We start from the raw sequence: 23351 nt of genomic DNA, 5'->3' as shown, positions 1-23351 counted from the left end.
AGGGAGCCGGACATGTCCCACATCGATCCGGGCGAGCCGGACCGCGTCGTGCTGCAGGCGCGCGACGTGGAGTTCGACTGGTCGAAGCTGCCGATGCACTGGATCCCCGGTGAGCCCTTCGCCACCCACGTGATCAACTTCCTGCACCTGGTGCTGCCCGAGGGCGAGCGCTGGTTCGTCGAGGTCTTCAAGCAGGCGCTGCCGCTGATCAAGGACGACCAGCTGCTGGAGGACGTGCGCGGTTTCGTCGGCCAGGAGGCGATGCACGCCGAGTCGCACCAGGGCGTGCTGGACCACTTCGACGCCCACGGCATGGACACCCGCCCCTACGTCGAGCAGGTCGGCTGGATGTTCCGCAAGGTGCTGGGCGACCGGCCCTACGGCGGCAGGCGCGCCGAGTCGTGGCTCGTGCAGCGGCTGGCGATGATCGCGGCCATCGAGCACTACACGGCCTTCCTCGGCCAGTGGGTGCTCGACGCGAAAGCGCTGGACGCGGCCGGCGCCGATCCGACCATGCTCGACCTGCTGCGCTGGCACGGAGCAGAGGAGGTCGAGCACCGCTCGGTGGCCTACGACCTCTACATGCACGTCGACGGCAGCTACCTGCGCCGCTGCCACGCGATGGTGATCGCGATGGTGGTGCTCGCCGTGCTGTGGGTGCGCGGCGTGAAGTACCTGATGGCCGCCGACCCGGTGCTGCGCGGCCGCCGCAAACCGCGCTGGCGGGACATGCTGCGCACCGGCCGCATGGGCCTGACGCCGAGCTACTGGCAGATGCTGCGCTCGATCCCGGCCTACTTCCGCCGGTCCTACCACCCGTCGCAGCACGGCTCGACCAGCCAGGCGATCGCCTACCTGGCCAAGTCCCCGGCCGCGCAGGCGGCGGAGCACTGATGGCCGGAGCTCGTGCGGTGCCGCGGGCGCTCAGCGGCAGCGGGCCGGACCGCTTCCTGTGGGCGCTGGACAAGGTGGCCGTCGGCATGGAGTGGTTGCAGCGCAACAGCCGCCGCAACAGGAGGCCGGTCGCGCCGGTGGACCGCGACATCCCGCTGGAGGTCGCCGAGGTCCGGGCCGAGGCCGACGAGGTGATCAGCCTGCGGCTGGTGGGCGACGGGCTGCTCCCGACCTGGCAGCCGGGAGCGCACCTCGATCTCGTGCTGCCGTCGGGGCGCACGCGCCAGTACTCGCTGTGCGGCGAACCGGGCGACCGGCGCTCCTACCGGATCGCGGTGCGGCGGATCGCCGACGGCGCGGGCGGCTCACGGGAGGTCCACGACGTGCTGCGGCCGGGCAGCCGGATCACCGCTCGCGGGCCCCGCAACGCCTTCCCGTTCATCACGGCGGAGAAGTACCTGTTCATCGCGGGCGGCATCGGCATCACACCGATCCTGCCGATGGTGCGCACGGCGGCGGCGCGCGGCGCGGACTGGCGGCTGGTCCACACCGGGCGCTCGCGGGAGTCGATGCCGTTCCTCGACGAGCTGGCCGAGCTCGACCCGGTGCGGGTGTGGATCCGGCCGGACACCGAGTTCGGCATCCCGGCCTCCGGCGCGGAACTGCTCGAGCACACCCCGCCGGGTGCCGCGGTGTACTGCTGCGGGCCGATCCCGATGATCACCGGCGTGCGGGTGGACCTACCCGCCAGCGCGGCGGATTCGCTGCACTGGGAACGGTTCTCGGCGCCGCCGATCAACGACGGCAGGCCGTTCACCGTCGAACTCGCCCGCACCGGGCGAACGGTGCAGGTGCCCGCGGACCGCTCGGCGCTGGAGGCCATCACCGAGGTGCTGCCGCAGGTGTCCTTCTCGTGCCGCCAGGGCTTCTGCGGCACCTGCCACGTCCGCGTCCTAGACGGCGAGGTGGAGCACCGTGGCCGGGCGGCCGGTGATCACATGGCGATCTGCGTGTCCCGGTCCGACGGTCACGTGGTGCTCGACCTGTGACCGCGCTACTCGACCGGCTGCTTCAGCCCGATGAGGTTGCCCTCGGTGTCGTGCACGTAGACCACGTGCCCCTCGCCGGGGATGGTGCGCGGCTCGCCGGTGGCCGCGCCTCCTGCTGCGCACGGTGAACCGCTTGAAGCCGCGGGAGGCGTGCGCCTCTGCCGCCAGCGCGCCGGATTCCGCGCCCAGCCACTGCGCCACCGGCCGGAACGTGTCGACCAGCGGCTCTCCCGGCGACAGCGCGGCGAGACCCCAAGGGGTGAGCTGCGCACCCGCGTAGGACGAAGCGCCGTCCTGCTCCAGCACGAGCGGCCGGGTGGTGATTCCGAAGACCACGCCCCGGTGGGGCTGGGACGTGCCGGTGAGCGGGTCGTGGAGCACGCCTGGTTCGCCGAGGCACCAGACCGCGGCCGGACGGCCGTTGGGGATCAGGATCTCGTGCTTGGTCCGGGCATCGGCCGGTGCCTCGACCAGCCACACGTGCTCCACGTAGCGCGAGGTGCCGGGTGGCGGCGGGAATCGTTCATAACGGACGTCGCGCACGACGTGATCTTAGGCGCGCATCGGTGCGGCGCCGACGATGCGGCGTAGGGTCGGGTGCAGTCGATCTCGGGAGGATTCGTGGCACTCGCCGGGCTGGTGGAGATCACCTCGGAAGCGGAATTGCGGGACCTGCTGGGCGAACCGCTGCCCAGGGTCCGGGACAAGGCGCGCGGCGCGCTGCACGAGGTGGACCGGCAGTGGCTGGCCGCCTCGCCGTTCTGCCTGATCGCGACGTCGGCGGCCGACGGCACCTGCGACGTCTCGCCCAAGGGCGACCCCGCCGGTTTCACCCTGGTGCTCGACGACCGCACGATCGCGATCCCGGAGCGCCCGGGCAACCGGCGCGCCGACGGCTTCCGCAACGTCCTGTCCAACCCGCACGTCGGACTGATCCACTTCCTGCCCGGGCGCGGCGACACCCTGCGCATCAACGGCCGGGCCCGGCTGGTGCGCGAGGCGCCGTTCTTCGACGACATGGTGGTCAAGGGACACCGGCCGGTGCTGGCGATGGTGGTGGAGATCGACGAGGTCTTCCACCACTGCGCCAAGGCGTTCCTGCGCTCCGGGCTGTGGAAGCCCGAGACCTGGCAACCGGATTCGGTGCCCTCCCGCCCGCAGATCGCGAAACTCATGGATCGGCCGGAGGATTCGCTGGCCGAGCTGGAGCGCTACTACGGCCCGCGGTACGCAGAGCACCTCTACTGACGGTCGCGGCCCGGCCACCGGCCCGCTCGCGCGGTGCGCCGAGGTCGGGGCCGTGTTCCGGCTTGCACCCGACGGCGATCGGGTTTCTCCTGGGAGCACGTGTGCGAGGAGGGATCCGATGGCCGAGTGGCTCGGTTGGCCGCTGCTCCGGCAGCTGACCGGCGCGGATCCGCTGGGCAGAGGCCTGGCGGCCCGCTCGGAGCGCACCGGCGCCCAGCGGGCGCGCACCGAGGACGCCGACGCGGTGGTGCGCTCGGTGTGCCCGTACTGCGCGGTCGGCTGCGGCCAGCGGGTCTTCGTGCAGGACGGTGCGGTCACCCAGATCGAGGGCGATCCCGACTCACCGATCAGCCGCGGCCGGTTGTGCCCGAAGGGCTCGGCCAGCCGGGAGCTGGTGACCTCACCGCTGCGGCAGACCAAGGTCCGCTACCGCCGCCCGCACGGCACCGACTGGGAGGACCTCGACCTCGACACCGCGCTGGACATGATCGCCGACCGGGTGCTGGCCACCCGGGCCGCCACCTGGCAGGACACCGACGCCGACGGGCGTCCGCTGCACCGCACGACGGGCATCGCGAGCCTCGGAGGAGCGACCCTCGACAACGAGGAGAACTACCTCATGAAGAAGCTCTACACCGCCCTCGGCGCGATCCAGGTGGAGAACCAGGCGCGCATTTGACACTCCTCCACGGTGCCCGGTCTGGGCACCTCCTTCGGGCGCGGCGGCGCCACCACCTTCCAGCAGGACCTCGTCAACGCCGACTGCATCCTGATCCAGGGGTCCAACATGGCCGAGGCGCACCCGGTCGGCTTCCAGTGGGTGGTGGAGGCCAAGCGGCGCGGCGCCACGGTCATCCACGTCGACCCGCGCTTCACCCGCACCTCGGCGCTGGCGCACCGGCACGTACCGCTGCGCGCGGGCAGCGACATCGTGTTCCTCGGCGCGCTGATCAACCACGTGCTGACCAGCGACGCGTACTTCCACGACTACGTGGCCGCCTACACCAACGCGGCGATGATCGTCGGGGAGGACTTCCGCGACACCGAGGACCTGGACGGCGTCTTCTCCGGACTCGACGCCGAGGTCGGCAGCTACGACACGAACAGCTGGCAGTACGAGGGCAGCACCGCGGTCCCGTCGGTCGGCGGGCACGGCCCGGAGGTCCCGACGAATTCGCACGGCCCGGAGACCACCGGTTCCGGCGGCCCGGTCTACCACGGCCGCGCCCGCAGCGATCCGACACTGCAGCACCCGCGGTGCGTGTTCCAGCTGCTCAAGCGGCATTACGCCCGCTACACGCCGGAACTGGTGGAGGAGGTCTGCGGCGTGCCGCGCGCGGATTTCGAGTGGGTCGCCGAGCAGCTGGTGGCCAACTCCGGCCGGGACCGCACCTCGGCGGTGGTCTACTCGGTCGGCTGGACGCAGCACACCGTGGGCGTGCAGTACATCCGCGCCGCGTCGATCCTGCAGCTGCTGCTGGGCAACGTCGGCCGACCGGGCGGGGGAGTCCTGGCGCTGCGCGGGCACGCCAGCATCCAGGGCTCCACCGACATCCCGACGCTGTTCAACCTGCTGCCCGGCTACCTCCCGATGCCGTACTCCACGGCCGACCCCGACGTGGAGTCCTACGTCGCGCCGGACGAGCACGCCCGCGGTTACTGGGCCAACATGCGCGCCTACCTGGTGAGCCTGCTCAAGGCGTGGTGGGGCGAGCACGCCACGGCCGACAACGACTTCTGCTTCGACCGGTTGCCGAGGCTGACCGGCGATCACGGCACCTTCCAGACGGTTATCGACCAGATCGAGGGCCGCTGCCGGGGCTACTTCGTGGTCGGCGAGAACCCGGCCGTGGGCTCCGCCAACTCCCGCCAGCAGCGGCTGGGCCTGGCCAACCTGGACTGGCTGGTGGTGCGCGACCTCAACCTGGTCGAGACGGCGACCTTCTGGCAGGACGGCCCGGAGGTCGAGACCGGCGAGCTGCGCACCGAGGAGATCGGCACCGAGGTGTTCTTCCTGCCCGCGGCCGCGCACACCGAGAAGGACGGCACCTTCACCAACACCCAGCGGTTGCTGCAGTGGCACCACAAGGCCGTCGAACCCACCGGCGACCAGCGCAGCGACCTGTGGTTCTTCTACCACCTGGGCCTGCGGCTGCGGCAGAAGGCGCAGGACGTCGAGCGCGACCGCCCGCTTCGGGAGCTGACCTGGGACTACCCGACTGAGGGCGCGATCGGCGAGCCGAGCGCGGCGGCGGTGCTGCGGGAGATCAACGGCACCGGGGCCGACGGCGCACCGCTGTCGTCCTACACCCAGCTGCGCGCGGACGGTTCCACCAGCTGCGGGTGCTGGATCTACTGCGGTGTCTTCGCCGACGGTGTCAACCAGGCCGCCCGCCGACGGCCGGGGGCGGAGCAGTCCTGGGTGGCCCCGGAGTGGGGCTGGGCGTGGCCCGCCAACCGCCGCCTGCTCTACAACCGCGCGTCGGCGGACCCGGACGGGCGGCCGTGGAGCGACCGCAAGGCCTACGTCTGGTGGGACGACCAGCGCGGCGAGTGGACCGGCCACGACGTGCCCGACTTCGACCGCACCAAGCGCCCGGACTTCGTGCCCGCGCCGGAGGCGACCGGCCCGGAGGGCATCGCGGGCACCGAGCCGTTCATCATGCAGAGCGACGGCCGCGGCTGGCTCTACGCCCCGTCCGGGCTGGTGGACGGGCCGCTGCCCGCGCACTACGAACCGCAGGAATCGCCGCTGAACAACCGCGTGCACCCCGCTCAGCAGCGCAATCCGGCACGACAGGTGTTCGCCCGCCCGGACAACCCCTACCAGCCCAGCGGACTGGAGCCGGGCAGTGCTGTGTTCCCCTGCGTGTTCACCACGTTCCGGCTCACCGAGCACCACACCGCGGGCGGTATGAGCCGGTGGCTGGCGCACCTGTCCGAACTCGCCCCGGCGATGTTCCTGGAGATCTCCCCGCAGCTGGCGGCCGAGCGCGGACTGCGGCACCTCGAGTGGGCGACCGTGATCACCGCGCGCAGCGCCATCGAGGGCCGGGTGCTGGTCACCGCCCGGCTGCGACCGCTGCGGCTGGGCGAGCGCACCGTGCACCAGATCGGCATCCCGTGGCACTGGGGCCCGAACGGGCTGACCACGGGGGACGCCGCGAACGAGCTGATCAACGTGGCGCTGGACCCCAACGTGCACATCATGGAGACCAAAGCGGGAGCCTGCGACATCCGCCCCGGGCGGCGGCCTCGCGGCGCGGCGCTGCTCCGCCTGGTCGAGGACTACCGCAGGCGAGCGGGGATCACCGAGCGAACCGGCGTGGAGCACGCCGACGACCCGGAACGCGGAGGGAGATGAGCTTTGTGGCCCGGAACCGGTTGAGCGGACCGCTGGCCGACCCGGCGGGCGATGCCGGCTACCCGCCCGACCACCCCGAGCGGGTCGGGTTCTTCACCGACACCAGCGTGTGCATCGGCTGCAAGGCGTGCGAGGTCGCCTGCAAGGAGTGGAACCTGCTGCCCGAGGACGGCATGGACCTCACCGGGATGTCCTACGACAACACCGGTGCCCTGGGCGCCACCACCTGGCGGCACGTCGCCTTCGTCGAGCAGGAGTCCACTGTGGACCTCGGCATGCCCGGGATGGGCGGTGACCAGGTGCGCTGGCTGATGTCCTCGGACGTCTGCAAGCACTGCACGCACGCCGCCTGCCTGGACGTCTGCCCGACCGGGGCGCTGATCCGCACCGAGCACGGCACGGTGCTGGTCCAGGACGACGTGTGCAACGGCTGCGGCTACTGCGTGCCCGCCTGCCCGTACGGGGTGATCGACATCCGGCCGGACACCGGTGGCGCGGCCAAGTGCACGATGTGCCACGACCGGCTGGGCGCCGGGCTGATGCCCGCCTGCGCGACGGCCTGCCCGACCGAGTCGATCCAGTACGGGCCGCTCGACGAGCTGCGCGAACGCGCCGCGCTGCGGGTCTCCGAGCTGCACGAGCAGGGCATCACCGATGCCCGGCTCTACGGGCAGGACCCCGCCGACGGCGTCGGCGGAGCCGGTGCGTTCTTCCTGCTGCTGGACGAACCGGAGGTCTACGGGCTGCCGCCGGACCCGGTGGTGACCACGCGCGACCTGCCGTCGATGTGGCGGCACGCGGCGGGCGCGGCGCTGACCGCGGCCGCGGTGATCGCCGGCTGCTTCCTGGGGAGGAAGCGGTGACGGCGGCGGAGTCCTACTACGGCCGCCCGGTGCTCAAGCCACCGGTGTGGAAGGTGCCGGACGTGCCGCTCTACCTCTACCTCGGCGGCCTCGCCGGAGCGTCGTCGACGATGGCGCTGCTGGCCGACCTCACCGGCCGGGACCGGCTGGCCGGGGCCGGTCGGCTGGCCGCCGCGGTGGGCGCGACCGCTAGCGTCGGAGCGCTGGTCCACGACCTGGGGCGGCCGACGCGGTTCCTGAACATGCTGCGGGTGTTCAAGCCGACTTCCCCGCTCAGCGTCGGGTCCTGGATCCTGGCGCCGTTCTCGGCGCTGTCCGGCGCGGCGGCGGCCAGCGAGCTGACCGGTCGGCTGCCCGGCGCGGGACGAGCCGCCGCGGCGATCGCCGGTGCGATCGCACCCGCGATGACGACCTACACCGCGGTGCTGCTGGCCGACACGGCCGTGCCGGGCTGGCACGCGGTGTACCGGGAGCTGCCGTTCGTCTTCGCCGGGAGCGCGGTGTCCAGCGCCGGAGCCGTCGGCATGCTCGCCGCGCCGGAGGAGTCCGCGCCCGCGCGGCGGATGGCGATCGCAGGTTCGGTGCTGGAGCTGGTGGCCGCCCGCCGGATGCACCGGGGCGCAGGGCTGGTCGGCGAGGTCTACCAGCAGGGGAGGGCCAGCGCGGTGCTGCGCGCCGCCCGGACGCTGACCTGCCTCGGTCTGGGCGCGGCCGTGCTCGCCGGCCGGAGCCGGACCGCGCGCGTCGCCTCGGGGCTCTGCCTGAACGCCGCGGCGGCGGCCACCCGGTACGGGATCTTCGAGGCCGGTCGAGCATCCGCGCGCGATCCCCGCTACACCGTGATGCCGCAGCGCACCTCCTGACCAGCCGTTACCTCATTCCGGGGTGATCTATACACCGGGTATATACACCGGATGTATAGTCGCTCGCATGTCGATCGGTCTCACCATGCTGGGGTTGCTGGAGGGTGGCCCCGGTTACGGGTACGACCTCAAACGGGCTTACGACGCCGACTTCGGGCACGCCAAGTCGCTGGCCTACGGCCAGGTCTACTCGACGTTGTCCCGGCTGCTGCGCGACGGCCTGGTCGAGGTCGACGGAGTGGAGTCCGGCGACGGGCCCGACCGCAAGCGCTACTCGATCACCGAAGCCGGCCGCCGGCGGCTGGAGGAGTGGCTGAGCACGCCGGAGAAGCCCGTCGCGGAGCTGCACAACACCCTCTACACCAAGATCGTCCTCGCGGTCCGCTCCGGCCGCGACGCCACCGCGGTGCTCGACGGCCAGCGCCGCGCGCACCTCGCCCGGATGCGCGAGCTGACCCGCCGCAAGACCGCCGCCGAACCCGGTGAGCAGCTGGTGCACGACTACGCGCTGTTCCACCTGGAGGCCGATCTGCGCTGGCTGGAGCTGGCCGTGACCCGACTCGAACCACTCACCAAGGAGGTCTCCCCGTGACCGAACCGCTGCTGTCCGGTGCGGATCTGCACCTGTCCTTCGGCCCCACCCCCGCCCTGCGCGGTGCCGAGCTCTCGGTTGAGGCGGGGGAGGTCGTGGCGGTCATGGGATCCTCCGGCTCCGGGAAGTCGACGCTGCTGCACTGCCTGGCCGGGATCCGGCGGCCGGACTCCGGGCGGATCCGGTACCGCGGCACCGAGCTGACCGAGCTCACCGACGACCAGCGCAGCACCCTGCGCCGCGACGAGTTCGGCTTCGTCTTCCAGTTCGGCCAGCTGGTGCCGGAGCTGACCGTGCGGGAGAACGTGGCCCTGCCGCTGCGCTTGGGCGGGGCCAAGCGACGGGCAGCCGAAGCGAAGGCGGCCTCCTGGTTGGAGGAGCTCGGCATCGCCGGGATCGCCAACTCCCGGCCCGGCGACATCTCCGGCGGCCAGAGCCAGCGGGCCGCGCTGGCGCGAGCGCTGGTGGCCGAGCCCGCGGTGGTCTTCGCCGACGAGCCCACCGGCGCGCTGGACTCGGTCGGCGGCGAGCAGGTGATGGGCCTGCTCACCCGCGCCGCGCGGGACACCGGAGCAGCGGTGCTGCTGGTGACCCACGAGCCGCGGGTGGCGGCCTACGCCGACCGGGAAGTCGTGCTCCGCGACGGCAGCACCGAACTCGCCGAGGTGTCCCGATGACGAACTGGCTGCAGGACCTGGCCTTCGGCTTCCGGCTCGCGGTCACCGGCCACCGCCCCTGGGGGCGGCTTGTGGTGACGGCCCTGGGTATCGCGCTCGGTGTCGCGGTGCTGCTCGGCGCCGCCGCAGTGCCCAACATCCACTCCGCGCGGATCGAGCGGGAGAACATGCGCGACCCGGTCGCCGCCGCGGATGCTCCCGGCGTCGGCGTGCTGGTCGCGAACACGCCGACGTTGCAGTTCGGGGACTACTTCATCCAGGGGTTGCAGCTGCGGGACGTGCGTCCGGACGCGCCGGTGGCGCCGGGAGTGGCGCGCAATCCGGCACCGGGCGAGGTGGCGGTCTCCCCAGCTCTGCAGGAGCTCCTGCGGAGTCCGGCAGGTGAGCTGCTGCGGCCCCGGTTGCCCGCCGAGATCACCGGGGTCATCGGACAGCAAGGCCTGGTCGGTCCGGGGGAGCTGTTCTACTACGCGGGCACGGACTCGTTGTCACCGCACAGCGACCAGGTGAACGGCGTCTTCGACCACTTCGGGGAAACCGCGGCGGGCAGGACGGAGCTGAACGACGATCTCCAGCTCCTGCTGGCCCTGGCCATCGCGGTGCTGCTGGTGCCGATCGTGGTCTACGTCGCGGCCACCGCCAGGCTCGCCGAGGCGGCCCGGCAGCGGCGGCTGGCGGCGATGCGGCTGGTCGGCGCCACCGGAACGCAGGTGCGCCGGATGGCGGCGGGGGAGTCCCTGGCCGGGGCGGTGCTCGGCGTCGCGCTGGGCTGGGTGCTGTTCGAGCTGGCGAAACCGGCGGTCGACGGCATCTCGATGAGCGAGTTCTCGCTCTTCAGCTCCGATGTGCGACCGGTCTGGTGGCTGGCGTCGCTGGTCACCATCGGGATTCCCGCGCTGGCCGCGCTGGTCACGATCGTCGCCCTGCGCCGCAGCATCGCCGAGCCGCTGCAGGTCACGCGACGGGGCACGGCGCGGCCGCGGAAGCTGCTCTGGCGGGTGGCGCCGGTCGTGGTGGGCCTGGTGGGCCTGGTGTTCATCGGTCTCGACGGCATCTCCGGTCAGCCGGCGCTCTGGCTGTTCGTGGTGTCGGTCGTGCTGGTCCTCGCTGGTGTCCCGCTGGTGCTGCCGTGGTGCGTCGAGCGGTTCGCGGGCCGGCTGGGCGGTGGTGATTCCACCGCGTGGCAGCTCGCGGTGCGGCGACTCCAGTCGACCAGCGGAACCGCTGCGCGTTCGGTCAGCTCCATCGCGGTGGTGGTGACCGGCGTGATCGCGCTGCAGACGTTCCTCGCGAGCGCGATCGCCTCGGATGCGAGCCACGCTTCGAGGCCGAGCGTGATCGCCTCGGATGCGAGCGACGTTACGCAGTCGAGCGTCAGAGTGGTCGACTCGATGACGATCACGGGCGGTCTGCCGGAAGATCCGGCTGACGTGACGCAAGCGGTGCGCGAACTGCAGGCGCTGCCCGGGGTCCTCGGCGCGCGCGTGATGGGCTCGTCTGTCCAGGCCACCGACGACGAGTACGCCTCGTGGACCGTGCGCGTCGCGGACTGCGCGCAGATCCACGGGCTGGCCGCGGTGCCGGACTGCGCGGACGGAGATGTCTTCGCCGTCACCTCGGACCAGCGCGTCGATCACCTGGCCGGTACGACGATGCACCTGATCGCCAGCTACTTCGGCGCGACCAGCAGGCCAACCCCGGACCGGCCGGTCACCTGGAGCGTTCCCGGCACGGTGCGCTTGGTCGAGAGCCGGTTGAACGTCGGACGGGAGCTGATGGTCACGCCCGCAGCGGCGGGTGTCCTGCTGGACACCGCCCGGCAGGTCGACATCGAGGTCGAACTCGCCCCGGCAGTGTCGCCCGACGTCGTCGAGCGCGTCCGCAACATCGCCGCGGCGCACCTGGTCGACCCGACGACCAGCAACGGGATGGGCTCGCTCGGCGCGATACCGGATTTGAACCGGGACATGGCGATGGCCGCGGTCCAGGTGGTGCTGCTGACGGGAGCGCTGGTGTTGTTCGCGCTGATCGGGTGCAGCCTCTTCGTCGCGGCCACCGAGCAGATCCAGGAGCGACGCAGGCCGCTGGCCGTGCTGGGCGCGGTCGGGGTGCCGCGCCGGACGATGGCGTGGTCCCTGCTGCTGCAGAACGCGGTTCCGATGCTGGTGGCCACCGCGCTCGCCGCAGTCATCGGTCTGCTGCTCGGAGTGCCGGTGGTGCTGATCTTCAGTGAGGGCGCGGTCGTCCTCGACGTGCCCGGGATGCTCGGCCTGTTCGCCTTCGCAGCCGCATCGGTCCTGGTGGTCACCGCGCTGAGCCTGCCAGCGGCGACCCGGGCCGCCCGGCCGGACGGGCTCCGCACGGAGTGATCGAGCGCGGGCGCGCCCGCTGGCAAGGGCGCGCCCGCAAGGTCGATACTGACGATAGCTTCAGTACTGACAGAAATTAATCCGGACATCGGCGCACGAACCGGAGGATGAGAAAAGGCCGCGAGCCCCGGTGCTCGCGGCCTTTTCAGTTGCCTCGGGAACTGATCGGATGCGGGCGATCGCGCTCAGTATTCGCTAAATCGGGTGAGTCGTGGCTCATGTCTCACCCTGGGTGATCGGCTTTGGGAACTCCACCTGCCGCACGATCGCAACCCGAACTGGGAAAACGCCGACATCGCGCCGATCTTGTCGGCGTTTCTATGACGATGGCCACTCGCTGACGGTTTGGTCTGCGGAATCTCGCTACGTAGCGTGGCCCCTCGTCGGCACCCCCGAAGCCGACGCAGCAAGACCGGAAGTCCGCAGCGCCGAACCCTGTCCCGGCGGGCTTCTCGACCCCCGACACGCATCAGGGGCAGGGACCTGACCACCGCGGCGGCAGCACTCGCCGGGCCGACCCCGATCGGATCCGGCAAGCCGCCCCCGGTTGCCAGCGCAGGCGTTGCTGGAGACGAAACATGGCTTTCTCCCGAGGCAAGCACCGCAAGTCCGCCACCGGTCGCAACATCGCCCGCGTGGCGCTGGCCGGCGCGGTCGTCGCCACCCCGTTCGCCCTCGCCGCACCGGCCAACGCCGCGTCCACGTCCACCTGGGACGCCGTCGCGAAGTGCGAGAGCGGTGGCAACTGGTCGATCAACACCGGCAACGGCTACTACGGCGGCCTGCAGTTCAGCGCCTCCACCTGGGCCTCCTACGGCGGCACCAGCTACGCCTCGAACGCCTCCCAGGCCACCAAGGCGCAGCAGATCGCGGTCGCCGAGCGGGTGCTGCAGGGTCAGGGCCCCGGCGCCTGGCCGGTGTGCTCGAAGAAGGCCGGCCTGACCAAGGGCGGCGGTGCCGAGCACCAGGACGTGGCCTCCGGCGGCTCGACCAAGAAGGTCACCCCGAAGACCACCACCAAGACGAAGCCGCAGCCCAAGACCGAGACCAAGACGCAGGTCGAGAAGACCGTGCCGGTCGAGGGCGCCTACACCGTGCAGGCCGGCGACACGCTGAGCACGATCGGTGCGAAGGTCGGCGTCGAGTGGCAGTCGATCTTCGACAAGAACCGCGACGCGATCAGCGACGCGAACCTCATCTTCCCGGGTCAGCAGCTGACCTTGAAGTGACTCACCCGGTCCGCGCGACCAGGTGTTGACAAGGAACCCCGCCTGCCTCTCTCCGGCGGGGTTCCTTGTGCTTTCCAGCGCAGTTCACAGCTTGCGCCTGCGCAGGTCGGATCGGATGTCCCACGCGGTCCAGCCGATCCCGCCGAGCGCGATCCCGCCCAGCGCGATCAACAGCAGCAGCTGCGTCATACCGACTCCTCCCCGCGGCGGGTGCACGCCGAGCGTGAACGATCCTCGCGATGATCGCCGGTCGCGGACGGCTGACGACGGCGGCGAAAAGTCCCCGATGGGGCGATTCCCCGGCATGTCAGGACCCCCGATCGCGCGCTGGCGGTCGGATCATGTGCACCGAGCGGCTCCGGCCTCCCGGCCGGGCGCCCGAGCTCGCGGGGAAGGAGGGGCACCACGATGTCCACCGATCACCAGGTGGCGCTGGTCGAGCTGTCCGGCGCCTTGCACAGCTGGGTGGGACCAGCGGCGATCGCCGCCGGTGTCCTGCTGCTGATCGTCGCGCTGTTTCGCCGATCCCGGGCGACACTGGCGAAGAAGCGACGGACGGCGCGCCCGAGTGCGGCCGAGTGGTGGTGACGCGCCAGTCCCGAGCCGACCTGGGAAGCCCGCTCGCGGCGGGTGCCGAGGGGGGAGGGGTGCATGGCCAAGACCACGCGGGACACCGGAGCGGTCGAGCCGACATCCGGTCAGCGGGCACCGGCGGAGCAGCAGCGCTGGCAGCTCGTGCCCGCGCCGGTACCGCCGACTCGCGGCGCGCACCGGCTCGACCTGCGGACCACCATCGCGATCGACATCGGCCGGCTGGCCGCCGCGATGTCCCGGCGACTCGGCATGGGCAGCGGCGCGATGATCGGCGGCCGGCTCGCGCTGAGCCTGCAGCCGCAGGTGCTGCGCAGGCTTGCGGTGGGCCGCCGCGTGGTCATGGTGACCGGCACCAACGGCAAGACCACCACCACCCGGATGGTCGCCGAGGCGCTGCGCTCGCGAGCTCCGGCGGTCAGCAACGCCACTGGCGCGAACATGCTCGACGGGCACGTCGCCGCGCTGATGACGCAGCCCAACGCGCCGTTCGCCGCGCTGGAGGTCGACGAGCTGCACCTGGCGCAGGTGACCGCGCAGTTCGAGCCGGCGGTGATCCTGCTGCTCAACCTCAGCCGCGATCAGCTGGACCGGGTCGGCGAGATCCGCACGGTGGCCGAGAGCCTGCGCCGCGCCCTCGCCAGAGCACCTGGCGCGCGGGTGATCGCCAACCGGGACGACCCCAACATCGTGTTCGCGGCCGCCGAGCACCCCGGCGTCACGTGGATCTCCGGTGGCGCCCGCTGGAAGGGCGACGCGCTGAACTGCCCGCGCTGCGGAGCGTTCCTCGGCGACGCCGATCAGGACTGGCGCTGCGAGTGCGGGCTGGCCCGTCCCGAAGCGGACTGGACGGTCACCGCCGATGCCGCGGTGGCCGCCGACGGCACCCGCCGCGAACTCGACCTGGCGCTGCCCGGCCAGGTCAACCGGGTCAACGCCACCTTCGCGCTGGCGGCGGCCGGGCACCTGGGCTGCGACCCGAACGCCGCGGTGCAGCGCATCCAGCGGATCACCCAGGCCGCGGGCCGCTACGGGACCGTGCGGCTGGCCGGTCGCACGGTGCGGTTGCTGCTGGCTAAGAACCCGGCGAGCTGGCTGGAGATGCTCGACCTGGTCTCCGCCGAGCAGCAGCCGCTGGTGCTGGTGGTCAACAGCAGGGAAGCCGACGGCCACGACGTCTCCTGGCTCTGGGACGTCGACTTCGAGCTGCTGGGCGGGCGCCCGGTGCGGGTGGCCGGGGACCGCGCGCTCGACCTCGCGGTCCGGCTGCACTACGCCGGAGTCCGGGCCACCGTCGCCGGCACGGTGGACGACGCCCTGACCGGCACCGGCGACGGCGTCCCCGACGTCATCGCCAACTACACGGCATTCCGCGATCTCGTCGCCCGGAGCCGGTCATGATGCGCGACCGGGTCCGCTTGGCGCTGGTGCTGCCCGACCTGCTGGGAACCTACGGCGACCGGGGCAATGCCATCGTGCTGGCGCAGCGGCTGAAGTGGCGCAACATCGACAGCGAGACGGTGACGGTGCTGTCCTCCTCGGAGGCGGTTCCGGAGTCCTGCGACCTGTACCTGATCGGCGGGGGAGAGGACGTCGCGCAGGTCGCGGCGGTGCGCTTCCTCCGCCGCGGCCGCGGACTGGGCGGTCCGGTGGACCGGGGCGTCCCGGTGCTCGGCATCTGCGGCGGGTTGCAGGTGCTGGGCACCAGCTTCGTCACCGGCGACGGCACGCGGCACGAGGGGCTCGGCTTCGTCGACGCCGACACCGAACCCGGAGACGGGCGCGCGATCGGCGAGATCACGACGCAGTCGACGCTGCTGGGCGTGGGGATGCTGACCGGGTTCGAGAACCACCTCGGCCGAACCCGGGTGGGCGCCGACTCGCGCCCGCTGGGCCGCGTCGTGCGAGGGATCGGCAACGGCCACGACTCCGCGGAGGGCGCGGTGCGCGGCCACGTGGTGTGCACCTACATGCACGGCCCGGTCCTGGCGCGCAATCCGCGGCTGGCGGATCTGCTGCTGGAATGGGCGATCGGCGAACCACTGGAACCGCTCCCGGATCCACCCGAGCTGCGTGCGCTGCGCGCCGAGCGGAGCAAGCCCCACGCGCGCAACCGCAAGTGAGCTCTCAGCGGCGGAAGATCCGGGCCAGCCGGTCGACTGCGGGCTTGAGCTCCGGCGCCCGCAACAGCGCCAGCGCGGCGAAGCTGATACCGAGCACCACGACGGTGTGGATGACCAGCGAGACCCAGGCGTCCGCAGCAGGGCCGAGCGACCCGAACGCGCCGCGCACACCGGCCACGGCCGCGATCGAGCAGGCGCATCCGAACGCGGTCGCGGCGATGCTGCGTCCGATCCCGGCGAGCGTGCTCCTGGTCCGCAGCCGGCCTACCCGGCAGCGCAGCCAGATCTGCCCGGCGACCGCACCGACCACGAAGCTCGCCGACATCGCCGCGGTCACCCCGACGACCAGGTCCTGCGGGTCGGCGGTGGCCAGCACGAGGTAGCACAGCGCGCTGCGCACCACGACCATGATCACGTTGATCCAGGTCGGTGTCCGCGCGTCGTGCATCGCGTAGAACGCGCGCAGCTGGAGCATCGTGATGGCGAACGGGACCACGCCGATCGCGGCAGCGGCCAGGGCGTACCCGAGCCGGTCAGCGGCGGCCACATCGCTGGCGCCCAGCGAGAAGAACGCCACGGCCAGCGGCCCGCCCGCGACCACCAGCAGCGCGCTGATCGGCATCAGCAGCACCGAGCTCATCCGCGTGCCCAGCGCCAGGTCGGAGACGAACGCGTCGGTGTCCTCGGCTGCCGCGGCCTTGCTGATCCGCGGCATCAGCGCGGTCAGCAGCGAGACCCCGAGGACACCGTAGGGCACCTGGGACAGCAGCCAGGCGTAGTTGAACGTCGCGACGCTGCCCGGGGTGCCCTGGCCGGTCACGCGGGTGATCACCACCATGCCTGCCTGGCTGACCAGCGTGTAGAGCACCACCCAGCCGGCCAGCCCGCCGAACTCCGACAGCCGCCGGTCCCAGCCCCAGCGCCACCGGAAGCGGAATCCGCTGCGCCGCAGCGACACGACCATGATCAGCGTCTGGGCGGCGATGCCAAGCGCGGTGCCGATGCCCAGCACCAGCAGCTTCGGCTCGCCCATCCGCACCGGGTGGGCGGAGATCTCGCCGGGCACCAGCGCGTACACCACAACCGTGGTGATCACGACGAGGTTGTTGACCACCGGCGCCCAGGCCGGCGTGCCGAACACCCCGCGCACGTTGAGGATCGCCTGCAGCAGCGCGGACAGGCCGTAGCAGACGATGCCCGGCAGCAGGAGGTAGGCGAAAGCCGTGGTCAGGGCGGCGTTCGCGCGGGTGTCCGGGCCGAGGTAGAGCTCGGTGAGCAGGGGAGCGGCGGCCACCGCGGCCGTGGTGGCCACGAGCAGCAGCACCCCGCCCATGGTGATCATCCAGCGCGCGTACTCGGTGCCCTCGCGCTCGCCGCGCTGCTGCGCGCGGACCAGCAGCGGAACCGCGATGCTGGTGAGCACTCCGCCGAGCAGGAGCTCGTTGACCACGGTGGGCAGCGTGTTGGCCACCGTGTAGGAGTCGTTGACCACGCCGAGGCCGAGCACGGCGACCAGCAGCACCTTCGCCAGCAGCCCGCTGACCCGGCTGGCGGCGGTGGCCACGGCCATCGTGGCGCTCGCGCGGGCCAGCGAGGTGTCGCGCACCCGGGATTCGGCCTGATCGACCACGGTCCTCCCCAGCCTCGGCGACTTTCGCCGACCGTGCCACGGATCACCCGGCTCCGCCGGACGAGCGCGGGTCGTGGCAACCTGATCGCAGTGGTGCGGGAACGGGGTACGAGCGATGATCGTGGTCGGTGGGCTGCTGCTGGTGGCCGGTGTGGTCGTGGCGGTGGTGCTCGGCGGTGACGCGGCGGGCGGCTGGCTGCTTCCGGTCGGGTTGATCGCAGCCGGGTTGGGCATGCTCATCGCCGGTGCGGCGGCCGCTGTGCGCCGGCGCGTGCCGCTGCTGGCGGCGGTCCGCGCGCATCGCGCGACGCCGGTGGGCAGTCCGGTTCGCCGGGCACGGGCGGTGCCGGGGATGCTCGCGGCGACCGCCCGGGGCCGCAATCCGGTGCTCCCGCGCTATCAGCTGCTGCTGTGGCTGATCGCGGTCGTCTACGTGGTCTCGCCGATCGACTTCATCCCCGAGTTCCTGCCGCTGCTGGGCATCGGCGACGACATCGGGGTGGGCACCTGGTTGCTGACCAGCCTGTACGCCGAGTCGGGCAACTACCTCGCGGCGAAGCAGCAGCGCGAGGAGGAGTGACCGTCAGGCCTCGCTCGGCGCGCTTTCCACCGGAGCGCGGCGGCGGCCGAACATCCCGTGGTCGAGGGACCAGCGACCGCCGTTGAACCCCAGGGCCAGGGCGGCCACCCCGATGGCCAGCGGCAGTTCGAAGCCTTCCGGCGAGAACAGCCCGTGCGGCAGGTGCACGAAGAACACCGCACCCGCCATGACGACGGCGATCAGGATGCCGACCAGCGGCAGCAGCAGCCCGAGGACGAGGAACGCGCCGCCGACCAGCTCCACCAGCGCGGTGAACCACGCGGCCACCTGCGGCAGCGGGATGTTGATCTCGGCGAAGCCGCTGGCGACCGCGCCCATCCCGTAGTCGAACATCTTCTGCCAGCCGTGCGCGATCAGGATGATGCCGATGCCGAGCCGCCCGATGAAGGCGAAGAAGTCGCGTACCACGTGCATGACGGGCCTCCTGTCCTGCCGCCGACCTCGTGCGGTGAGGTGCGCGCCTACCAGTCTGGTGGCTGCACCGGCCGCGGTCATCTCGGAGCGCCCGTGGGCTCGTCAGTCCAGGAAGAACACCGGGTCGAGGCACACGAGGCCGATCGGGGGCCGGGCCCGGTGCCCGGCCCCCGATCGCGGGCTCAGCCCTTGAGCAGCGCGCGGCCCATCACCATGCGCTGGACCTGGTTGGTGCCCTCGTAGATCTGGGTGATCTTGGCGTCGCGCATCATCCGCTCGACCGGGAAGTCGCGGGTGTAGCCGGCGCCGCCGAAGAGCTGCACCGCGTCGGTGGTGACCTCCATGGCCACGTCGGAGGCGAAGCACTTCGCCGCCGCCGAGATGAAGCCGAGGTTGGGCTCGCCGCGCTCGGCGCGGGCCGCCGCCAGGTAGACCAGGTTGCGGGCCGCCTCGACCTTCATCGCCATGTCGGCGAGCATGAACTGCACGCCCTGGAAGTCGGCGATCGCCTTGCCGAACTGCTTGCGCTCCTTGACGTAGGCCAGCGCGGCGTCCAGCGCGCCCTGCGCGATGCCCACGGCCTGCGCGCCGATGGTCGGGCGGGTGTGGTCCAAGGTGCGCAGCGCGGTCTTGAAGCCGGTCCCGGGCTCACCGATGATCCGGTCGGCCGGGATGGTGCAGTCCTCGAAGTACAGCTCCGCGGTCGGCGAGCCCTTGATGCCGAGCTTCTTCTCCTTCGGCCCCACCACGAAGCCGGGGTCGTCGGCGTGCACCACGAACGCGCTGATGCCGTTGGCGCGCTTGTCCGCGTCGGTCACCGCCATCACGGTGTACCACTTGGACTCGCCGCCGTTGGTGATCCAGCACTTGCTGCCGTTGAGCACCCAGTGGTCGCCGTCGAGCCGGGCCCGGGTCTTCATCGCGGCGGCGTCGGAGCCCGCTTCCCGCTCGGACAGCGCGTAGGAGGCCATCGCCTCGCCCGAGGCGATCGACGGCAGCACCTGCTTCTTCAGCTCCTCGGAACCGGACAGCAGGATCGGCATGGTGCCGAGCTTGTTCACCGCCGGGATCAGCGAGGACGAGCCGCAGACGCGCGCGACCTCCTCGATCACGATGCAGGTGGCGACCGAGTCCGCGCCCTGGCCGTCGTAGGCCTCCGGGATGTGCACCGCGGCGAACCCGGACTTGACCAGCGCATCGCGCGCCTCGCGCGGGAAGCGCTCCTGCTCGTCGACCTCGGCCGCGTGCGGGGCGATCTCCTTCTCGGACAGGTCGCGGACCGCCTCGCGCAGCGCTTCGTGCTCTTCGGCCAGCTGGTAGGTGCCGAAATCGGGGTTCACCGGGTGCCTCCTCGTTCCCGCCGCCGTGCCCGGTGGGGGTGAGTCCGTCGCGGGTCCGCGCACGTTCGCGGACGTTGCTTGCGATCGTCATCGTAACGGCACTGAGTGCCACGAGCAACGCGCTCCGGTGCTATATTCCGGCCATGTCCGAGGCAGCGGCTCCAGCGCCGAAACCCCGTTCCGGCCGAACCGAGCACGGCCGCAGGCGGGTGCGCAGCGCACTGGCGCTCGCCGCGCTCGAACTGTTCGCCGAGCAGGGCTTCGAGGCGACCACTGTGGACCAGATCGCCGATGCGGCCGGTGTCGGCCGCCGGACGTTCTTCCGCTACTTCCGGTCCAAGGAGGACGTCGTCTTCCCCGGCCACGACGAGCGCCTGGCCGAGGTGGTCGAGCGGCTCGCCGGTGCCGACCCGGCCGCGGACCCGCTGCTGGTGCTGGGAACCACCGCCGAGGTGGTGCTGGAGATGTACCTGGCCGAACCGGAGGTCTCGCTCAAGCGGTTCGAGCTGACCCGCGAGGTTCCGTCGCTGCGCGACAAGGAGATCGCCAGCATCGACCGCTACCAGCGCGTGTTCGCCCGCTACCTGCGGGAGCGCTTCGCGGGGGAGCCCGGCGGCGACCTGCGGGCCGCGGTGGCGGCTGCGGCGGTCGTCGCCGCGCACAACCACGTGCTCCGCCAGTGGCTCAAGAGCGGGGGAGCGCTGGACGCCAAGCGGTCGCTGCGCGAGGCGATCGAGCACGTCGCCGAAGCGCTCGCGGACCGGCGCTCCGCGGTGGAGCAGGTCGGCGACGGGGAGAACGTGGTGGTGGGAGTCGTCCGCACCACGGCACCGACGGGCGTGGTGCTCAAGCAGCTGGAGGACGCGCTCCGCGAGCTCCGCTGATCAACGGCACTCAGTGCCGATGTGCGAGTGGTGCCAAGCACATCGATTATATCGATTACTTCAGTGTTAACTGAATTTAATCTTCCGCCAAGCACCTCGAAAACCCACCGCAAGAGTCGGACCGCTGTCCTGCGGTGGCGGCCGTGGGGGAGGGGATACGCCCAGGAGATGGCCGGGGCGGCGATCGACCGGGCGGACCGGGCGGGCACCGACCGGCCGGTGGTGATCATGACTGACCGGACCAACGAGCCGTCCCAGCGCGTCGCCCGGAAGCTCGGGTTCGCCGTCACGGGCGAGCTCCAGCGACCGGAAGGCCCGCTGCTGGTGTGGCGGCGCTGATCAGCAGGGGATGCCGTCGTCCAGCAGCCGGCGGCGCACCACGTCCCAGTCCGGTTCGAGGACCTCGGGCGGGTGGTCGCCGACGCCGATGTCCTTGAAGCCACTGGAGGTCGCCACGCACACCACGGGACCGTCGAACTCGTCGGCCACCTGCCGGAACCCGGCGAGCCCGGCGGCGGAGGACAGCTCGTACCAGAGCCCGGAGCGGGCCAGGACCCGCTGGGCCAGCGCCATCTCCGCGTCGTCCACCAGGAGCGCCCGCCCGGCGCTCTCCTGGATGGCCACGGTCGCCCGGTAGCCGCTCACCGCGGAGCTGATGGCGTAGGCACCGGTCGGTCCCACGTCCACGGAAGTGGCGGGGAGGCCTTCGGCGACGGCGCGAGCCAGCGGTCCGCCAGCCGCGGGTTCGCAGGCGAACACGCGGGGCGTTGTGCGGGCCAGGCCGAGGCGCACGAGCTCGGCGAATCCCTTCCACACGCCGAAGAGCAGCTCGCCGTAGCCGGTCGGGACGAACAGCGCTGCCGGGACGCCGAGCTCGGCGAAGATCTCGTAGGCGATCGTCTTGTAGCCCTCGGGCCCGAAGGCGTGCCCGGTGTGAGTCGTGGTGACGTTGCTGACCGGGTGGAAGCCGGTCTCAACGGTGATCCGGCGCAGCAGCGGCCACCGCGCGGCGGTCGGCACGGCCAGCACGACGGCACCGTAGGACTGGAGGAACGAGCTGACGGCGGGCGGCATCTCGGCGGAGGCCAGCACGATGCAGCGCAGACCGGCCCGCGCGGCGTACGCGGCAGCGGAAGCTCCGTGGTTGCCGGAAGAGGCGACCACGACACCGGGTGCGCCGACGCCTGCCGCGGCGCTCACCGCGACCCGGTTGAGCCGGTCCTTGTGGCTCCACGTCGGATTCCGCGACTCGTCCTTGACGAACACCCCGTGGCCGGGCAGCTCGATCAGCGGTGTGCCGCCTTCGCCGAGCCCGGGTGCGCGCAGCGGCGGCAGCAGGGGAGCCCACCGCTCCAGCCCGGGGCCGGGCGGCTGCTGGAACAGCCCGGCGGGCACCCGGTCGTAGTCGTAGTCGACTTCGACGGGATAGGCGGTGGTGTCGGTGCTGGTGGCCGGACACCCGCTGGTCAGCGGTGGCCACAGCGGATAGCGGAGGTCCGGGTCACCCAGCGAGCGCTGGCCGGTGGCCAGCGATTGATCGTTCACCACGCACCGAACCCTAGACCAGGAAGGAATCCGGCGTTTCGTCCTCGTCACCGGAGAACTCCTCGCCGGTGAGCACTAGCCGCTGATGGCGCGGACGCGTTCGATCACCGGGGCGAAGGTGTCCATGTAGGGGCCGTGCACCGCGTAGTAGGTGAAGCCGTAGCGCTCGTGGTTGCGCAGGACCTGCTCGGCCATCTGCTCGACCGTGCCGATGAACACGAACGGCGTCTCCAGCAGTTCGTCGGCGGTCATCATCGGCCCGGTCCTGGCCAGGAAATCCTCGGCGGCAGCGCGCCGGTCGTCGGTGATCACCACGGCTTGCATCAGGGCCTGCCACTGCACCTGGTCGGCGCGCTCACCGGCGTGCTCGCGGGCGAACCGGATCCGTTCGTCGGTCTCGTCGGCGGTGCCGATGCGCAGGGTGCCGGGCGGTTGCCCGGGCACCTGGAAGGCTCCTGCGATGCCGATGATGTCCGCGGTGGCCGCGGCGATCCGCAGGATCCGGTCACCGGTGCCGCCGACGATCAGCGGTGGCCCGTACCCGCCGAAGCCGGTGCGCTGCACAGGGCGCAGCACGGAGACGCCGAAGTGCTCGCGGAGCGCCGCCTGCTGGGCGTAGCCATCGGCGGCGAACAGCTCGGCCAGCTCGGCGATCAGCGCTTCGAGCCGGTCGGCCCGGCGGCCGAAGGGCTCCCACTCGATACCGGCCTCGTCGAACTCCCACTTCATGTGCCCCGCGCCGAGCCCGACCTCCAGCCGGCCGCCGCTGAGCAGGTCGGTGGTGGCGATGTCGCGGGCCAGCAGCGCGGGATTCCAGAAGGGCGCGTTGAGCACCAGGGTTCCGATGCGGAGCCGTTCGGTGGCCTGGGCCGCGGCGACGAGGGTGGGGAAGGGGGAGGCGATCCCGAGGTGGTCGGCGGCGAACACGGTGTCGTAACCGTGCTGCTCCGCGCGGCGGCAGGTCGCGGCGAAGTCCTCGGGGGAGCCGAGCTCGAAGATGTTGTAGGCGAAGCGGAATTCAGACATGGCGTCACGTTGCCGCAAGCTTCCGGGCGCGACCACCGGCTGCTGGCGG

The 23351-nt window shown here is 71.8% G+C and carries 22 protein-coding genes; 16 read left to right on the top strand and 6 right to left on the bottom strand.

The annotated features are described in order from the left end of the window. Positions 1–12: 12 nt before the first annotated feature. Both ATL45_RS32550 and ATL45_RS32545 read left to right on the top strand, forming a co-directional pair. A complete protein-coding gene (locus tag ATL45_RS32550) occupies positions 13–894 on the top strand; it encodes a metal-dependent hydrolase (RefSeq protein ID WP_093145915.1) in 882 nt (293 codons plus the stop codon). Continuing rightward, positions 894–1943 carry a PDR/VanB family oxidoreductase gene (locus ATL45_RS32545; protein WP_093145916.1) on the top strand — a complete coding sequence of 350 codons (1050 nt, stop codon included), beginning with the start codon at positions 894–896 and terminating at the stop codon, positions 1941–1943. The genes ATL45_RS32550 and ATL45_RS32545 overlap by 1 nt, the downstream gene beginning before the upstream one ends. Here ATL45_RS32545 and ATL45_RS38585 read toward each other — a convergent pair. Next, on the bottom strand, positions 1848–2486 hold the full coding sequence (locus ATL45_RS38585) for a DUF6597 domain-containing transcriptional factor (RefSeq protein ID WP_143121524.1): 639 nt from the start codon (positions 2484–2486) through the stop codon (positions 1848–1850). The two genes, ATL45_RS32545 and ATL45_RS38585, sit on opposite strands and share 96 nt — an antisense overlap. Positions 2487–2564: 78 nt before the next feature. Between ATL45_RS38585 and ATL45_RS32540 the strand changes: the two genes are divergently transcribed. From ATL45_RS32540 to ATL45_RS32485, 11 genes are all read left to right on the top strand, one after another. Continuing rightward, complete coding sequence (locus ATL45_RS32540; protein ID WP_093147189.1) at positions 2565–3191, top strand: pyridoxamine 5'-phosphate oxidase family protein; 627 nt, start codon at positions 2565–2567, stop codon at positions 3189–3191. A 118-nt stretch (positions 3192–3309) separates the two neighbouring features. Then, on the top strand, positions 3310–6555 hold the full coding sequence (gene fdh, locus ATL45_RS32530; RefSeq protein WP_170210411.1) for a formate dehydrogenase: 3246 nt from the start codon (positions 3310–3312) through the stop codon (positions 6553–6555). Then, on the top strand, positions 6552–7418 hold the full coding sequence (locus ATL45_RS32525; RefSeq protein WP_093145920.1) for a 4Fe-4S dicluster domain-containing protein: 867 nt from the start codon (positions 6552–6554) through the stop codon (positions 7416–7418). The genes fdh and ATL45_RS32525 overlap by 4 nt, the downstream gene beginning before the upstream one ends. Then, positions 7415–8281 carry an NrfD/PsrC family molybdoenzyme membrane anchor subunit gene (gene nrfD / locus ATL45_RS32520; protein ID WP_211841350.1) on the top strand — a complete coding sequence of 289 codons (867 nt, stop codon included), beginning with the start codon at positions 7415–7417 and terminating at the stop codon, positions 8279–8281. The genes ATL45_RS32525 and nrfD overlap by 4 nt, the downstream gene beginning before the upstream one ends. 67 nt (positions 8282–8348) lie before the next feature. Continuing rightward, on the top strand, positions 8349–8873 hold the full coding sequence (locus ATL45_RS32515; RefSeq protein WP_093145921.1) for a PadR family transcriptional regulator: 525 nt from the start codon (positions 8349–8351) through the stop codon (positions 8871–8873). Continuing rightward, on the top strand, positions 8870–9550 hold the full coding sequence (locus tag ATL45_RS32510; protein ID WP_093145922.1) for an ABC transporter ATP-binding protein: 681 nt from the start codon (positions 8870–8872) through the stop codon (positions 9548–9550). The genes ATL45_RS32515 and ATL45_RS32510 overlap by 4 nt, the downstream gene beginning before the upstream one ends. Continuing rightward, positions 9547–11919, top strand: coding sequence for an FtsX-like permease family protein (locus ATL45_RS32505; protein WP_093145923.1), 2373 nt, complete (start codon positions 9547–9549; stop codon positions 11917–11919). The genes ATL45_RS32510 and ATL45_RS32505 overlap by 4 nt, the downstream gene beginning before the upstream one ends. 578 nt (positions 11920–12497) lie before the next feature. Further along, positions 12498–13148, top strand: a complete 651-nt coding sequence (locus tag ATL45_RS32500; protein WP_093145924.1) for a LysM peptidoglycan-binding domain-containing protein — start codon at positions 12498–12500, stop codon at positions 13146–13148. Positions 13149–13556: 408 nt separating this feature from the next. Beyond that, positions 13557–13736: a hypothetical protein gene (locus ATL45_RS32495; RefSeq protein WP_093145925.1), complete on the top strand. Its 180-nt coding sequence runs from the start codon at positions 13557–13559 to the stop codon at positions 13734–13736. Positions 13737–13799: 63 nt separating this feature from the next. After that, positions 13800–15140: a Mur ligase family protein gene (locus ATL45_RS32490; protein WP_093145926.1), complete on the top strand. Its 1341-nt coding sequence runs from the start codon at positions 13800–13802 to the stop codon at positions 15138–15140. Beyond that, the gene (locus ATL45_RS32485; RefSeq protein ID WP_439332473.1) at positions 15137–15862 is read left to right on the top strand and encodes a type 1 glutamine amidotransferase; all 726 of its coding nucleotides are present in this window, start codon (positions 15137–15139) and stop codon (positions 15860–15862) included. Before ATL45_RS32490 ends, ATL45_RS32485 begins: the two co-directional genes overlap by 4 nt. Before the next feature lie 4 nt (positions 15863–15866). Here the strand turns inward: ATL45_RS32485 and murJ are convergent, their stop codons facing one another. Next, complete coding sequence (gene murJ / locus ATL45_RS32480) at positions 15867–17492, bottom strand: murein biosynthesis integral membrane protein MurJ (RefSeq protein WP_093145927.1); 1626 nt, start codon at positions 17490–17492, stop codon at positions 15867–15869. Between the two features lie 115 nt (positions 17493–17607). Here murJ and ATL45_RS32475 point away from each other — a divergent pair, with 115 nt between their 5' ends. Then, a complete protein-coding gene (locus ATL45_RS32475) occupies positions 17608–18072 on the top strand; it encodes a YkvA family protein (RefSeq protein WP_093145928.1) in 465 nt (154 codons plus the stop codon). Between the two features lie 3 nt (positions 18073–18075). On the opposite strand, the gene ATL45_RS32470 is transcribed toward ATL45_RS32475, so the two are convergent. Together ATL45_RS32470 and ATL45_RS32465 are read right to left on the bottom strand one after the other, a co-directional pair. Next, positions 18076–18507 carry a DoxX family protein gene (locus ATL45_RS32470; protein WP_093145929.1) on the bottom strand — a complete coding sequence of 144 codons (432 nt, stop codon included), beginning with the start codon at positions 18505–18507 and terminating at the stop codon, positions 18076–18078. 182 nt (positions 18508–18689) lie between these two features. Then, positions 18690–19847, bottom strand: coding sequence for an acyl-CoA dehydrogenase (locus ATL45_RS32465; protein WP_093145930.1), 1158 nt, complete (start codon positions 19845–19847; stop codon positions 18690–18692). A 143-nt stretch (positions 19848–19990) separates the two neighbouring features. Here ATL45_RS32465 and ATL45_RS32460 point away from each other — a divergent pair, with 143 nt between their 5' ends. Beyond that, complete coding sequence (locus ATL45_RS32460; protein ID WP_093145931.1) at positions 19991–20731, top strand: TetR family transcriptional regulator; 741 nt, start codon at positions 19991–19993, stop codon at positions 20729–20731. Positions 20732–20752: 21 nt separating this feature from the next. Beyond that, positions 20753–21070: a GNAT family N-acetyltransferase gene (locus ATL45_RS40085; RefSeq protein WP_342775323.1), complete on the top strand. Its 318-nt coding sequence runs from the start codon at positions 20753–20755 to the stop codon at positions 21068–21070. On the opposite strand, the gene ATL45_RS32450 is transcribed toward ATL45_RS40085, so the two are convergent. Together ATL45_RS32450 and ATL45_RS32445 are read right to left on the bottom strand one after the other, a co-directional pair. Then, entirely contained in the window at positions 21071–22279 is a 1209-nt protein-coding gene (locus tag ATL45_RS32450) for a threonine synthase (protein ID WP_211841349.1), read from the bottom strand. 72 nt (positions 22280–22351) lie between these two features. Next, positions 22352–23302 (bottom strand): LLM class F420-dependent oxidoreductase, encoded by a 951-nt coding sequence (locus ATL45_RS32445; RefSeq protein WP_093147195.1) that lies wholly within the window; start codon positions 23300–23302, stop codon positions 22352–22354. Between the last annotated feature and the right edge of the window lie 49 nt (positions 23303–23351).

Origin of the sequence: Saccharopolyspora antimicrobica, from assembly GCF_003635025.1 — a bacterium.
In the GTDB taxonomy this organism is placed as follows: domain Bacteria; phylum Actinomycetota; class Actinomycetes; order Mycobacteriales; family Pseudonocardiaceae; genus Saccharopolyspora; species Saccharopolyspora antimicrobica.
The sequence above is the reverse complement of the archived record's forward strand: the minus strand, read 5'-3'. Positions and strand labels throughout refer to the sequence as shown.

Bases quoted from the DNA above. Each gene is read 5' to 3' on its own strand.
- ATL45_RS32550 (WP_093145915.1), top strand. From the start codon at position 13: ATGTCCCACATCGATCCGGGCGAGCCGGACCGCGTCGTGCTGCAGGCG.
- ATL45_RS32545 (WP_093145916.1), top strand. From the start codon at position 894: ATGGCCGGAGCTCGTGCGGTGCCGCGGGCGCTCAGCGGCAGCGGGCCG.
- ATL45_RS32525 (WP_093145920.1), top strand. From the start codon at position 6,552: ATGAGCTTTGTGGCCCGGAACCGGTTGAGCGGACCGCTGGCCGACCCG.
- ATL45_RS32515 (WP_093145921.1), top strand. From the start codon at position 8,349: ATGTCGATCGGTCTCACCATGCTGGGGTTGCTGGAGGGTGGCCCCGGT.
- ATL45_RS32505 (WP_093145923.1), top strand. From the start codon at position 9,547: ATGACGAACTGGCTGCAGGACCTGGCCTTCGGCTTCCGGCTCGCGGTC.
- ATL45_RS32500 (WP_093145924.1), top strand. From the start codon at position 12,498: ATGGCTTTCTCCCGAGGCAAGCACCGCAAGTCCGCCACCGGTCGCAAC.
- ATL45_RS32495 (WP_093145925.1), top strand. From the start codon at position 13,557: ATGTCCACCGATCACCAGGTGGCGCTGGTCGAGCTGTCCGGCGCCTTG.
- ATL45_RS32490 (WP_093145926.1), top strand. From the start codon at position 13,800: ATGGCCAAGACCACGCGGGACACCGGAGCGGTCGAGCCGACATCCGGT.
- ATL45_RS32485 (WP_439332473.1), top strand. From the start codon at position 15,137: ATGATGCGCGACCGGGTCCGCTTGGCGCTGGTGCTGCCCGACCTGCTG.
- ATL45_RS32475 (WP_093145928.1), top strand. From the start codon at position 17,608: ATGATCGTGGTCGGTGGGCTGCTGCTGGTGGCCGGTGTGGTCGTGGCG.
- ATL45_RS32470 (WP_093145929.1), bottom strand. From the start codon at position 18,507: ATGCACGTGGTACGCGACTTCTTCGCCTTCATCGGGCGGCTCGGCATC.
- ATL45_RS32460 (WP_093145931.1), top strand. From the start codon at position 19,991: ATGTCCGAGGCAGCGGCTCCAGCGCCGAAACCCCGTTCCGGCCGAACC.
- ATL45_RS32445 (WP_093147195.1), bottom strand. From the start codon at position 23,302: ATGTCTGAATTCCGCTTCGCCTACAACATCTTCGAGCTCGGCTCCCCC.